This window comes from Gleimia europaea ACS-120-V-Col10b, assembly GCF_000411155.1.
In the GTDB taxonomy this organism is placed as follows: domain Bacteria; phylum Actinomycetota; class Actinomycetes; order Actinomycetales; family Actinomycetaceae; genus Gleimia; species Gleimia europaea_B.
The window spans coordinates 19,073-32,224 of the sequence record NZ_KE150266.1 but is presented as its reverse complement, the minus strand read 5'-3'; the positions used below and the strand labels follow the sequence as shown (position 1 = coordinate 32,224).

Sequence of the window (13,152 nt, the reverse complement as noted above, 5' to 3'; positions counted from 1 at the left end):
ACTAACGAACGGCTACGAGCCCGCCCTCTACACTACCTTCACTCAGTTTAATGAAACCCGCCTGACCTGCAGGGACCATGCCCTGCGCGTCCGCTGCCTTCTGCAACGCTGCCGGAGATGAGGCCACCTGCAACTTCTGCCGCAACGTTTGCGTCTCTTCGGTCAGCTGAACAAGCTCCGCACGCGAGTCACGAATCTCGTACGCGGTTTGCGCCATTTGAGTGGTGATAAACAGGTTCACGGCAAGTACCGCGATCAACACCAACGCAACGATAGCAATCACGGGGAAAGCAGCTCGCGGCCCCGCCTCGGACGCGATAACGCGAAGAGGAGGACGTGAATGCTCACGCCTCGGCGCAGCCGGCCGCGTTCTAAGAGCGCTCGACGTCATTGGGAGCTCCTTTTATCTTGCTCGTTGTATGGGGTGTTGAGTTGGACGGCGCGCAAACGCACCGATTTGGCTCGCGGGTTGATCGCAACTTCTGCCGCCGGCGCTTGAATAGCTTTCCTGGTAAGAAGCTGTAAGGGCGCCTGCGGCTCCTCGCTGGGCCGAATCGGTAAACCCTTGGGCAACTGCGGGGGCGTAGAACCTTCTTTAAACAGGTGTTTGACGATGCGGTCTTCGAGGGAATGGTAAGACTCCACCGCCAGGCGTCCCCCAACTCGCAAAGTTGAAAGCGCGGCGGGAAGAGAGCGTTCTAAAATGGTGAGCTCATCATTTACGGCAATGCGAAGCGCTTGGAAAGTGCGCTTGGCCGGATGGCCACCCGAACGCCGCGTGGCCGCAGGAATCGCTTCTCGAACCAGTTCAGCCAACTGCGCTGAATCCATAAGCGGCCGCTGCGTGCGCGATATGACGATGCGCTGAGCAATCCGATTAGCGAACCTCTCTTCGCCATAAACTCGCAGAATTCGCGCAAGCTCAGCTTCACTGGCAGACGCAAGTAAATCTGTAGCACTCATTCCGCTAGTTTGATCCATGCGCATATCAAGGGGTGCCCGGCGCGAATACGAAAATCCGCGCTCATCGTCGTCAAGCTGAAGGGAAGAGACGCCCAGATCCAAGAACACCGCGTCAACCTCATCCAAGCCGGCTCTTGCAACAACATTTTCAATCTGGTCATAAGTAGCTAGGACAGGGGTAAAGCGCGAACCGAACTGCGTCAGGCGCGCAGCGGCAAGCTCAATGGCACGCGGATCCCGGTCAATACCAATTACCGAGGCCTTTGGGAAAGCCTTGAGCACCGCCTCGGTATGGCCGCCCATGCCAAGCGTTCCATCCACAAGCACGCCGCCACCAACAAGAACCGGTTCCAACAGCTCAAGAACTTCGGATACGAGAACGGGATCGTGCAGTTCACTGATGGCTTCAGGTGAAAGCTCCACGACGGCCCCTCTCATCACTACTAGTTCAGCCAGGACTCCCACCGCGTCCGCCGCCGGGGAAGTGACTTCGGATTCTCGGTTGGAGACCAGGATGAACTAGAACATTCCCGGAATAATCTCGTCGGCAGTGGACGAGAAGACCTCTTCTTGATTCTCGAGGTACATCGCCCACTGTTCGGCGTCCCAAATCTCAACTCGCGCGCCAGCTCCTATGACAGCCAGATCGCGAGTCAGCCCCGCATAGGTGCGCAGGTTTTGCGGTATCGTGATTCGCCCTTGCTTGTCCGGTAACTCGTCAGAAGCGCCCGAAAGCATGACGCGAACGTAATCGCGCGCTTGCTTTGAGCTGAGCGGAGCTTGCCGAAGCTGGTCGAACATGCCTTCGAACTCGGACTTTGGAAACGCGTACAGGCACCTGTCCTGCCCCCGCGTCAACACCAGCCCCTCGAAAAGCTGTTCACGAAACTTTGCGGGCAAGATCACGCGCCCCTTCGGATCTAGCTTTGGCTCATAAGTTCCCAGGAACACGTTTCACCTCCCCGCCACAAACCACATCTACACGGTTGTCACCACTTTACCCCACTTTCAACCCCATGTGCAGACTATTTCCACGTTTTCTTCATATCAGATATAAAGAAACCTTGAAACTAAACGGAAAATTAGCGGTGAAAGAAGGTGGAGGGATTTTCTGTGTTTCTCGTCAATTTTGGGAATCCATGTGCATAAGGTGATAAAAAATGGGCTGAGAGGAAATCCTCTCAGCCCATACCGGGACCGTGGCGAAAGTGGAGCTACAGCCAACCGCGATCGCGGGCAATACGCGACGCCTCGTAACGGTTGTCTGCCCCTACCTTCGCTATAGCTGACGAAATGTGGTTGCGCACGGTTCCCTGACTTAAGCCCAGCAGCTCCGCTACGTGTTTGATCGACCCACCCGGAAGGGCAGCACGTAACACGTCCGCCTCACGCTCCGAAAGCGGGGAACGCGGCGTAAACAAAGACTCTTCCGCGAGCGCCGGGTCTATGACGCGCAGACCGCGATGAACGCGCCGCACCGCTTCAGCGAGTTGTGATGATGGTGTGTCTTTGACAATAAAGCCCAGCGCTCCAGCTTCTAGGGCGCGTTGCAGGTATCCGGGGCGGCCGAACGTGGTGACTACGAGAACGCGCGCGAGAAGGTGAAGTTGCGATACTTTTTCGGCAACTTCGAGACCGGTCAGGGACTCCTGTCCCATTTCTATGTCCAAAAGGAGCACATCCGCTTCCTTTCGGCGCGCAATGTCTAATGCCTCGTTTCCGGTTGCGACGTCGGCGACAACCTCAATGTCAGGTTCGAGAGCGAGCAGAGCAGCCAGCGCTCCGCGCACAAGGTGTTGGTCGTCTGCGATTACAACTCGGATTGCTTCCACCGTCAATTCCTCCCCGCCATACGTACCGCAACCGTTGTGCCATTATCACCGGTAATGGCAACGCTGCCTCCGGCTTCTTCGACTCTGCGCTTCATGCTCGCAAGACCAGATCCGGCCGCGCCAGCTTGCTCCAGGCCTCGCCCATTGTCAGAAATTGTTATGTCCGTGGGCGTAACGTCTATCGTGCAGGAAGACGCACCCGAATGACGGACGACGTTGGTGACAGCTTCACGCAGCACCCAACCAAAGAGGTATGAGTTCACGCCAGCGAGGCGGGCTGACTCTTCTGGAGCCGGAGACTGGACGGCGATCCCCGCAGTTTGTAATGCCCTCCTTGCCGCCTGTATTTCGCAGGCAAAGTCAGGGATGCGGGTGCGAGTTACCGCAGCACGAACTTCGGCGAGGGCAACCCTTGACAGGCCTGCGATCTCGTCAAGGCTGTCTTTGATTGCCGCCGTATTTTCGGGCTGGCGTTCAGCTAGCTTTGACGCCACGTCCGCCTTCAAGGAAAGTAAAGTTAGGGTTTGCCCCAGCAGGTCGTGTAGATCAGCTGCAATTTCTTCTCGTTCATGAGCGATAGCAACTTCTGCAGCCAAGGCGTCTCGACGCTCAACTTTTTCGGATATGAGCGCGATTGGAAGCATTAGGATTGGTGAGAAAATCGCGTGGGCGAGCCATATTGCGAGCACTGATTTGTTCGGTGCAAATAGTAACGCGAGGACGATGCAGGCTATAACCAATATGGAGGCCAGCCAAATCCTTGACGGTCCGCGCAGAGTGAAAACCACGATGGCAAACATGTAAGGAAAGAACACGTAGCTGTACAGCGGGCTAACAAAGATAGCAAACCCGACTATGGGAATACAGAGCACCGCCCACCAGAATGCCACACGCCAGCCGACCTCTCCCACTGGCCAGCTGTTCAAAAACCCGTTGGCCACCGGATACATCAAGGCGAACATAATGAGGAAGAAGAACCCGAATGTGCGCTGCGGATTCGGCATATCATCGGTGGCCAGTGAAATGATTGGGAAGAGTAGGAAAATCAGCCAGATGGAAGCGTATGCAGTGTCAGTCCAGCTGAAGTTGGCTTTGCCGTTAGTTTTCATTGCCTCTCCAACGTCCTGCTGCGTAGCAGCGCGGTTGCTACAACAAATAGGACCGCCCATACCAATATATTAACGATACCCATCCACCCCTCGTGCTCTACGAACCAAGGCTCCTGGGAGACGCTTTGAAACCCATCAGTTAGCCAGTAACGCGACAGCGCAGCAGGACCGTACATGGGCGTGAACACGCCGATCTTCAGCATTGTTTGCGAGATCGGGGCGAACATGTTGCCAAAAAACGCTAACGGAACGAGGGCAGTTGCCGCGATGGATACGGCCGTTGGAGAGCGGAACGCGTACGCAACTGCGGAACCGTAAAACGTAAACGGAATGGATGACAGGCAAGCAAACAAGAAGCTGGTTACCCATGCCTTGCCACTCATTTGCGATCCCGTTAAGAATCCTGTGAGGAATACTGCCACTACCGGAAGCACAATACTGATCACGGCGGGAACAATCAGCCCGGCCACCTGCTTCCTCCGGGTAAGTGGGGTGAGGGCTAGCTGGCGCGACCATCCGGTGTTTGATTCCACCACCGTGGTACCAATCTGACCAACCGCCCCGGTTATTCCACCGTAAACAGCCATGGATATCATCACGTAGGCCGCGAGGTTTCCGTGCGCCAGCTTCACTTCCATGTCCGCCAAGGTGGCACCAAACACCAGGTAGAGGACGACCGGCAAGCCAATACCAAATGCTAGTAGTGACCAATCTGAAAGTAGGCGTTTGACGTTATACAACACGTACGAGTCCGGGCGGGACGCTACTAGGGAGGTGCTCATTTTTTGTTCCTTTCCGTCAGCTCAAAGAACGAGTCTTCAAGCGAAGCTGAACTAATACGAAGATTCGTTGCTCCGGCTTCTAGCAAGCGCCGCGCCACACTGTCTGACAGCCCCGTTGAGATTGACAGTTTTTGGCCCTCCATGTGAGCACTGAGCACTTCTGGCCACGCCAGCACCTGATCCAAATTCAAACCGTCTCCGACCTGAGATTCCACCTTGGTGCCAGCAACCAGACCCCGCACCTCATCAACGGTTCCGTCAGCTACAACCTCGCCCTCATTCATAAAGATGACGCGCTTAGCAAAATGTTCTGCTTCTTCCAGATAGTGGGTGGCGAAAATGATTGTGCGCCCGCGCTCGGCCTGCATCTCCATCGAGTTCCAAAAGTCGCGGCGGGCACACGGATCCATACCCGCCGTTGGCTCGTCTAAAATAAGCAGGTCAGGCGCTCCCAGCAGGGCCAATGCAAACCGGATGCGCTGCATTTCGCCGCCCGAGCATTTTCCAACCTTGCGCCCAGCAATACCGGCGAGATTGGTCTCTTCCAACACCTGCTGTACCGGGATGTGCTGCGGGAATGTTGCCGCAACCTCGCTTACCGTGTCGCGTACCGACACGTTTGACAACATGCCACCCGTTTGCATTACCGCTCCCACCAAAGACTTAGCAACAGCTTGTTTTGCGGGAAAGCCAAACAGGCTCGTGTTACCACTATCGGGCTTGGTGAGCCCCACAATGGTGTCGATCAACGTGGTTTTACCAGCCCCGTTCGGGCCGAGGATCGCGACGATCTCTCCACGCTCAATCTCGAAGGACACGCCTTTCAGAGCCTGCACTGACTTGAACGATTTAGTGACTGATGCAACCGCGACAGCCGGGGAAATCACATTTGCTTTCATACCTCAACTACACCAAGGGCGCGTTTTTCGAGCCCCTACCTAAAGTCACAATTTCGGCATTACAAAAGTCACTGAGCGGGCGTGACAATTAGATCTTTGAGGATGGCGCTGGTCGGCTGTAGCCGGGTCATGTCAGCAACCTCAAAGACGTACGCGGTGGCGGTTGGGCAACCTCGCTTGAGAATGAGATCAACGTCCTGGCCCGCCGTTATCAGCATTGCCGCGTACGGAATGGTGGGCGCGTGCCCGACCACCATCACCGGGCTGGTTAAGGCGGAAATGGATCGCAACAGATCGTATTCATCCGCGTAGTAAAGCTCGTTCAGTTGGAGTAGCTGTGCACCGCTCTCACTCGCCACCGCTTGCGCAGTTTGTACAGCCCGCACAGCCGGCGAGTGCACGACCATGCCACCAGCCATGTAGTCCTTCACCCTGAGGGCAAGTTGTTGCGCCTGAACCTGGCCTGTCTTCGTCAACGGACGCAATTCATCGCGCGTACTACCGTGACGCGCCTGTGCGTGACGAACCAGAATCAGCGTTTGCCCCATGACTCAACTCTAAAAGATCGCGCAGCGGTTTTGTGGCGCAAATCGTGTACCCACCCAGTGAACTATAAGATTGAGGCGTGAGTGAAAAGCATTTCCACGTCTGTTCAGCCCGCCAGTGTACCGAGGTGGCCCGCTGGGCGGTTATCTGGTCTAATCCAAAGATCCACGCCGCGCGCGAAAAAACTTGGCTGGCGTGCGAGGGGCACCGCGATTTCCTCACCGAATTCGTCAGTCTACGAGCTTTCCCTCACCGCGTTGTTCCAATCAGTGAAGTTGCCCCCGCCACATCTCCCTCCCCCAAGCCGGTAGACCCCCGCTCGCTCACCGCCGAAGAGCGCGCGAGTCTGGGCGTGGACAACCAGTTTTAAGTAAGGGTCACGAGCTCGAGGTAAGAGTCATCCCACAAATCCTCATCCCCATCGGGAAGTAGGAGCACTCGATCCGGCTCCAGGGCTTTCACGGCACCCGGATCGTGCGTTACGAGCACCACCGCTCCCTCGTATGTCTTTAGGGAGTAGAGGATTTCTTCACGCGAAGCCGGATCAAGGTTGTTTGTGGGCTCGTCAAGAAGCAAAACGTTAGCAGCTGAGACCACGAGCGTGGCGAGGGCGAGCCGGGTTTGCTCACCACCGGACAAGACGGAAGTAGGTTTGTCCACGTCCTCGCCAGAGAACAGGAACTGGCCAAGCACGTTGCGAACTCGCGTGTCATCGAATGCGGGCGCGGCCGCAACCATCGTCTCCAGCACGGTTTTGTTTGGATCTAGCGTCTCGTGTTCTTGTGCGTAGTAGCCGAGCTTCAAACCGTAACCGGCCTCGACCTCACCGGTATCGGGGGTTAGAGCTCCTGCCAGGATCCTCAACAGCGTAGTCTTACCCGCACCATTCAACCCAAGCACTACCACTTTGGAACCGCGGTCGATGGCCAGATCAACACCGGTAAACACCTCGAGCGAACCGTAGGTTTTCGAAAGCGAGGACGCACGCAACGGCACCTTTCCGCATGTAGCGGGCTCCGGGAAACGCAGACGTGCCACCTTTTCTACCTGCCGCACCGGCTCTACACTCGCTTCAAGTTCTTCTGCGCGGCGAAGCATCTGCTGAGCAGCAACCGCTTTAGTTGCCTTCGCCCTCATCTTCTCACCTTGCGCGCGCAACGCTTCCGCCTTCTTCAAAGCTGTGGCCCGCTGGCGCCTGCGCCGCCGCTCATCCTCTTCTCGTTGCTTCAAATAAAGGTCCCAGCCCATGTTGTACTGGTCTACCACCGCGCGGTCCGCGTCCAGGTGCATAACGTGGTTCACAGTTTCACGAATCAGCGCCACGTCGTGAGAGATGATTATCATCCCGCCCGGATACGTCTTCAAAAAGTCTCGTAACCATATTAGAGAATCATGATCGAGGTGGTTCGTAGGCTCATCGAGGAGCAAAACTTCAGCCTCGGAAAACAGGACGCGCGCAAGTTCAACGCGGCGACGCTGACCACCGGAAAGCGTACCGAGGGGGCGCGACAGCTGATCTTCACTCAAACCGAGCGAGGACGCGATCTGCGCGGCTTGAGCTTTGGCCGCGTAACCACCCTGATTGGTGAACTCTTGATCCAAGCGCACATACCGCTCCATCGCCTTTTGCTGGCGCGCCCCTTCCAGGGTGCTCATCTGCATTTGCGCTCTCTCGATCTTTGCAAGCAACTGATCAATGCCTCGCACCGATAAAATCCGATCCAGCCCCTTTTGCTGCGGATCAGCTACGCGCGAGTCCTGCGGCAAATAAGCGAGGCTACCGCGGCGCACTACAGTGCCATCAAACTCGGCTTCACCTCGATCCGGCTCGCCGGCTAGCATGCGCATCGTCGTCGTCTTGCCGGCACCGTTGCGGCCCACCAAGCCGATCCGCATTCCCTTATCCACATGGAAACTGGCGCCTTGCAAAAGAGTGCGCGGACCAATCCGCACAGAAAGGTTCGAAACATTAATCACAATAACCAGTGTAAATGGGCGACGAATAGAGTCTAAACCGGCCGTGTAGTATGTTTACCGCGTGACTGTAAACAGTGTGAAAACCCCCGAACCGCGCGTGTATGACATTGTCGCGATCTCTTTCGTTGCCCTCCTAATCCTTTCGAATATCGCGGCAACTAAACTCATCGGACTGCATATCGGCCCCGCACTTCTAGTATTCGACGGCGGCGCCGTACTGTTTCCTCTCACATACATCCTGGGGGACGTGCTGGCGGAAGTTTACGGTTTTGCACGCGCGCGTCGGGCCATCCTCGCCGGCTTCGCGTTCTCTATCCTTGCCGCTCTTACCTTCCTGATTGTCGGCGCAGCACCTGCCGGCCCGGGCTATGAAAACCAGGATGCGTTCAACGCCGTACTGGGCTTTGTGCCGCGCATCGTAGCTGCCTCCGTCCTCGGATATCTAGCCGGTCAGCTACTCAACTCGTGGGTACTTGTACGCATCAAAGCCAAGTGGGGTGAACGCCACCTGTGGGCGCGCCTTATCGGATCTACCCTGGTTGGCGAATTCGCCGACACCCTGATTTTCTGCACCGTTGCGTTCTATGGCGTGATTACGGGCGCGGAATTTTTGAACTACCTATTCGTCGGCTACGTGTATAAAGTCGCAGTTGAGGTCATTCTTTTGCCCGTTACCTACCGAGTGATCGGTTGGATCAAGCGCATCGAAAGCTACGAGGAGTCCCATGTCTAACGCGCCAATCACGCAGGCTCACCGCGAGCGCATCGAGGCTTCGCGCGGCTTCAAAGTTGCGGCGTGGTTGGATGAAGTCCAGGTTGAAACCGACGACGGTCCGCGTCCGCTGGGACGTGTTGGCACGCTTCAAACCGCGCACGGCTCGATTGAAACGCCCGCGTTCATCCCGGTTGGTACCCTTGCCAATGTAAAGGGCGTGCTCCCTGAGATGATGAAAGAGCTCGGCGCGCAAGCCCTACTCGCAAATGCTTACCACCTTTACCTGCAGCCGGGCGCGGATATTGTGGAGGCCGGAGGCGGCCTCGGCGAGTTTATGAATTGGCCCGGACCCACATTTACGGATTCGGGCGGTTTCCAAGTTCTCTCGCTTGGCTCCAACTACAAGAAAGTTCTCTCGCAAGAGTTTGCCGGCAAAAAAGTGACCGCGGAAGATGAGGCCGCGGAGGCTGTTCGCCGCAACCGCGCCGCCGTAGACGACGACGGGGTGGTGTTCCGCTCGCACATTGATGGCGCTAAGCACCGGTTTAACCCCGAAATTTCGCTCAGCATTCAGCATCAGTTAGGGGCGGACATCATGTTCGCCTTCGACGAGCTCACTTCCCTATTGCACCCCTACGACTACCAGGTTGAATCCCTTGCCCGCACTCACCGCTGGGCGCAGCGCTCCCTCGATCAGCATTGGCGCCTCACCGCCGAAAATCCCGACAAGCCGTACCAGCAACTTTACGGCGTTCTGCAAGGTGCGCAGCACAAAGATTTGCGTAACGAAGCGGCGCGCACACTCACCGAAATGCGCACCTCGGTGGACTTGGAACAGCTGGGCATTGATGGCGAAGGCTTTGACGGCTTCGGCCTGGGCGGTGCCCTCGAAAAAGAAAAACTGGGGCTGATTGTTTCGTGGTTAACCAGCGCGCTACCAGACAATAAGCCGCGTCACCTGCTCGGGATTTCTGAACCCGATGACTTTTTTGCCGCGATTGAAGCGGGGGCAGACACGTTCGACTGCGTCAACCCCTCACGAGTAGCCCGCAATGCAGCAATTTACACACCATATGGCCGCGTTAACATCACGAACGCGAGGTTCAAACGCGATTTTGGTCCCCTCGCCAACGGATGCGGCTGCTACACGTGCCAAAACTATTCAACCGCGTACGTACACCACCTTTTTAAAGCTCACGAGATACTGGCAGCAACGCTTGCAACCATTCACAACGAGTGGTTTACCGTTCACCTGGTAGATAATATCCGTGAGTCCATTCGAAACGGCGACTATACGGAATACAAGCAAGAAACCCTTGCCCAATTCTACGGTAACTAGGAGGCCAGTTTGCTTCACCTACCACAAATCCAACCGCGCGAAGCCGCTGAATACCACAAGCTTTCCGCCGGCCCGGACAGGCGCTGGTACCGGCCTCTTCTTGCCATCGCGATCGCGGCGATGGTCTTCCTTGCCCTATCAACCATCGTGACGTTGCTGCCACTTGCTGTGCCCGCGCTCAACAGCCCCGGATACCAGAAGCTGTTTACCGGTGAAATCGACGCCACGGATCCGGTAGTTTTCGCAGTCTTGATGCTCAGCATTGCCACCTTGATTCCTGCTGTATTAGCTGGCGTGGCATTCGGCGCGCGCACCGGTGTGGGCTACTTCTTCTCGGTTGAAGGCCGTCTACGCTACAAGTGGTTAGGCGTTTGCTTTGCCATTGCGATACCGATTTTCGCACTCGCTTTCATTCCGCTGAGTTTGCTTGAGGGCACGGAATTCAACCCCGGACCACAACTGGCGATCCTCCTCGTGCTCACCCTCGTGTTAGTTCCTTTCCAAAGCGCGGCAGAAGAACTCACATTCCGTGCCGGGTTCCTCCAAATGTTTGGATCGTGGATTCCAAACCGCTGGGTTTCTTTGCTCGTGGCCACCCTGGCTTCCGCCCCGGTGTTCGCGCTCCTGCACGGTTCGCCGGACGTGTGGATCCTCGCGGACCTGGTCGTGTTCTCTTTGTGCGCGGTATTCCTCATGTGGTACACGGGCGGCGTTGAGGCTGCTGTTGCCATGCATGCTTCCAATAACATGGTCATCTTTACCATCGAGGCGTTCTCTAACACTTCCGATTCCCTCATCAGTGAGGAAACGACGTCCACTCCTGCTTCATTCTTGGTTTCCACCGTCATCATGGGCACGGTTACCGCCGCCCTCGCTTTCGCGGCGAAGAAGGCAAAAATAACCCGAATGCACGACCCGAGCAAGACGCCCCAGCCCGACCCCGTTTACCTGGCCAACGAACTCAACAAGGGGCGTTTCTACCCCGAGTGGCAAAGTCTCTACCCGCAGTGGGTGCTGATCCAGCGCGGCATTGTTGCACCTGCGCCTACTGTGCAGCAGTCAAGCACACCGAACGGGCAAGACCTGCCGGGTTACTTCCAGTAGAACTATCCGCCTTGTTCCAATGCATTTTGCCCGCCCGATTGGGGCGGGCAAAATGCTCCGTGCCAGCGATTTCAGCGCGATATATTATGCGCAGTGCAATAACTTACGCTAGCGTAAGATAAGAGCGTAGTTCCTTTAGGAGAATCATGTCGAGCATCACCGAAATGGCGCGCAAACACTACGAAAAAGGCGTGCCTTACGAGATTGCGGAGCCAGAGACCTCTCTCTACAAGATGTTAGAAGAAACGGCACAATTTTACCCGACTAGGCCCGCAACTCAGTATTTCGGGCAGGAACTTACCTACGGTCAGTTGAAGACGGAAGTAGACCGCGCTGCAAACGTCCTGCGCCTTGCCGGAGTTCGCAAAGGGGACGCCGTTTCCATTGCACTACCAAACTGCCCGCAACACGTGATTGTGTTCTACGCCCTCATGCGCATTGGTGCGATTGCGGCCGAACACAATCCGCTTGCGCCAAAATCAGAGATTGAACAGCAGATTAAACGCCACCACGGCCAAGTAGCCGTCGTGTGGGAAAAATCTATCTCCAAGTTCGATTTTGGCCCCGGTCACCAGCTGAAAACAGTGTTTACCGTTGACATCACCCGCTACATGCCGGTCACCAAGAAGACAATGCTGGCACTGCCCATTGCCCCGGCCCGCAAAGCTCGCGATCAGATGCGCCTAGCGGCCCCGGCCGGAACGCTGTCTTGGGATGACAAGGTGCGTGTGGCCAGCCCCATAGATCCGTCAACGCCGCATGCAACGGGCTTAGACGTAGCGGCTATACTGCATACGGGTGGCACTAACGGCATGCCCAAGTCGGTTCCTTTGACCCACAAGAATATCGGATCTAACGCGAACCAGAACCTATCGTGGGTATACCGGCTCCATGAGGGTGCGGAGAACTTCTTCTCCCTCCTGCCCTACTTTCACTCATTTGGACTTTGCTTCTTCCTAGTCTGCGCCGTGAAGTACGGTGCTTGCCAGATTATGCTCCCCAAGTTCGACGTTGACATGGCTTTGGAAGCACATTCGAAAACACCAGTAACCTTCTTTGTTGGCGTCCCGCCCATGTTTGATCGCGTCGAAAAACGTGCACGCGAAAAGAAGATCGACATTTCCTCGATCCGCTACGCGATCAGCGGTGCTATGCCGTTACCTGCGGACGTTGCAAAACGGTGGGAAGAGGCCACCGGCGGCTACATTATTGAAGGTTACGGCATGACCGAAACCTCACCCACCATGTGCGGTTCCCCGATGACCGGGCAACGCCGCCGCGGGTCCCTGGGCCTTCCATTCCCCTCCACGCAAATGCGTCTGGGCGACCTTGAAAATCCCGATATTGAGCCAGCCGAGGGCGAACCGGGCGAAATCCTCGTCAAAGGCCCGCAAGTGTTTTCCGGCTACCTCGACGCGGATGAGGACAACGCGCAGGAATTCACTGCCGACGGCTACTTCCGTACCGGCGACATCGGCGTGGTCGATGATGGGTTCGTCTACCTAGCAGATAGGCGCAAAGAACTAATCCTGTCCGGCGGGTTTAACGTTTACCCCACGCAAGTTGAGGAAGCGATTCGTTCAATGCCAGGGGTCAAAGACGTGGCCATCGTGGGCATGCCCGTTCCAGGCGGCGAAGAGGTGACCGCCGCCCTCGTACTAGATGAAGGCGTTGATAACATAACGCTTGAGGACGTGCGCGCCTGGGCAGAAAAGAAGATTTCCCACTATGCCCTCCCCCGCTCTCTAGCGATTGTCACTGAACTGCCGCACTCACAGATCGGCAAGATCATGCGCAGAGTTGTGAAAGATCGCCTCATGCAAGAGCGCAACCGCAAGTAAGCATTGAGGAATTAGTTTTGGCTCCGCATATGCGGAGCCAATACT

Annotated in this window: 14 protein-coding genes; 5 read left to right on the top strand and 9 right to left on the bottom strand. The window is 56.3% G+C overall.

The annotated features are described in order from the left end of the window. Position 1 precedes the first annotated feature (1 nt). The 8 genes from ftsL to HMPREF9238_RS08490 all read right to left on the bottom strand — a co-directional run bounded on the left by ftsL (position 2) and on the right by HMPREF9238_RS08490 (position 6,133). Positions 2 to 391 (bottom strand): cell division protein FtsL, encoded by a 390-nt coding sequence (ftsL, locus tag HMPREF9238_RS00160; RefSeq protein ID WP_016443407.1) that lies wholly within the window; start codon positions 389 to 391, stop codon positions 2 to 4. Further along, a complete protein-coding gene (gene rsmH, locus HMPREF9238_RS00155; RefSeq protein WP_016443406.1) occupies positions 388 to 1,386 on the bottom strand; it encodes a 16S rRNA (cytosine(1402)-N(4))-methyltransferase RsmH in 999 nt (332 codons plus the stop codon). The genes ftsL and rsmH overlap by 4 nt, the downstream gene beginning before the upstream one ends. Before the next feature lie 96 nt (positions 1,387 to 1,482). Next, positions 1,483 to 1,914, bottom strand: coding sequence for a division/cell wall cluster transcriptional repressor MraZ (gene mraZ / locus HMPREF9238_RS00150; protein ID WP_016443405.1), 432 nt, complete (start codon positions 1,912 to 1,914; stop codon positions 1,483 to 1,485). A 263-nt stretch (positions 1,915 to 2,177) separates the two neighbouring features. Beyond that, positions 2,178 to 2,795 (bottom strand): response regulator transcription factor, encoded by a 618-nt coding sequence (locus HMPREF9238_RS00145; RefSeq protein ID WP_016443404.1) that lies wholly within the window; start codon positions 2,793 to 2,795, stop codon positions 2,178 to 2,180. 2 nt (positions 2,796 to 2,797) lie between these two features. After that, entirely contained in the window at positions 2,798 to 3,904 is a 1,107-nt protein-coding gene (locus tag HMPREF9238_RS08495; protein WP_016443403.1) for a sensor histidine kinase, read from the bottom strand. After that, positions 3,901 to 4,686 carry an ABC transporter permease gene (locus HMPREF9238_RS00135; protein ID WP_016443402.1) on the bottom strand — a complete coding sequence of 262 codons (786 nt, stop codon included), beginning with the start codon at positions 4,684 to 4,686 and terminating at the stop codon, positions 3,901 to 3,903. Before HMPREF9238_RS00135 ends, HMPREF9238_RS08495 begins: the two co-directional genes overlap by 4 nt. Further along, the gene (locus HMPREF9238_RS00130; protein WP_016443401.1) at positions 4,683 to 5,585 is read right to left on the bottom strand and encodes an ABC transporter ATP-binding protein; all 903 of its coding nucleotides are present in this window, start codon (positions 5,583 to 5,585) and stop codon (positions 4,683 to 4,685) included. Before HMPREF9238_RS00130 ends, HMPREF9238_RS00135 begins: the two co-directional genes overlap by 4 nt. Before the next feature lie 68 nt (positions 5,586 to 5,653). Further along, entirely contained in the window at positions 5,654 to 6,133 is a 480-nt protein-coding gene (locus HMPREF9238_RS08490; RefSeq protein WP_016443400.1) for a SixA phosphatase family protein, read from the bottom strand. Positions 6,134 to 6,210: 77 nt separating this feature from the next. On the opposite strand from HMPREF9238_RS08490, the gene HMPREF9238_RS00120 reads away from it, so the two are divergent. Then, complete coding sequence (locus HMPREF9238_RS00120; RefSeq protein WP_198009448.1) at positions 6,211 to 6,501, top strand: hypothetical protein; 291 nt, start codon at positions 6,211 to 6,213, stop codon at positions 6,499 to 6,501. On the opposite strand, the gene HMPREF9238_RS00115 is transcribed toward HMPREF9238_RS00120, so the two are convergent. Then, on the bottom strand, positions 6,498 to 8,108 hold the full coding sequence (locus HMPREF9238_RS00115) for an ABC-F family ATP-binding cassette domain-containing protein (RefSeq protein WP_016443399.1): 1,611 nt from the start codon (positions 8,106 to 8,108) through the stop codon (positions 6,498 to 6,500). The two genes, HMPREF9238_RS00120 and HMPREF9238_RS00115, sit on opposite strands and share 4 nt — an antisense overlap. A gap of 61 nt (positions 8,109 to 8,169) precedes the next feature. Between HMPREF9238_RS00115 and HMPREF9238_RS00110 the strand changes: the two genes are divergently transcribed. From HMPREF9238_RS00110 to HMPREF9238_RS00095, 4 genes are all read left to right on the top strand, one after another. Continuing rightward, positions 8,170 to 8,841: a queuosine precursor transporter gene (locus HMPREF9238_RS00110; RefSeq protein WP_016443398.1), complete on the top strand. Its 672-nt coding sequence runs from the start codon at positions 8,170 to 8,172 to the stop codon at positions 8,839 to 8,841. Then, positions 8,834 to 10,162 (top strand): tRNA guanosine(34) transglycosylase Tgt, encoded by a 1,329-nt coding sequence (gene tgt, locus HMPREF9238_RS00105; RefSeq protein WP_016443397.1) that lies wholly within the window; start codon positions 8,834 to 8,836, stop codon positions 10,160 to 10,162. The genes HMPREF9238_RS00110 and tgt overlap by 8 nt, the downstream gene beginning before the upstream one ends. A gap of 9 nt (positions 10,163 to 10,171) precedes the next feature. After that, positions 10,172 to 11,266 (top strand): CPBP family intramembrane glutamic endopeptidase, encoded by a 1,095-nt coding sequence (locus HMPREF9238_RS08485; RefSeq protein ID WP_016443396.1) that lies wholly within the window; start codon positions 10,172 to 10,174, stop codon positions 11,264 to 11,266. A 146-nt stretch (positions 11,267 to 11,412) separates the two neighbouring features. Next, positions 11,413 to 13,107: an AMP-binding protein gene (locus HMPREF9238_RS00095; protein WP_016443395.1), complete on the top strand. Its 1,695-nt coding sequence runs from the start codon at positions 11,413 to 11,415 to the stop codon at positions 13,105 to 13,107. Positions 13,108 to 13,152 lie beyond the last annotated feature (45 nt).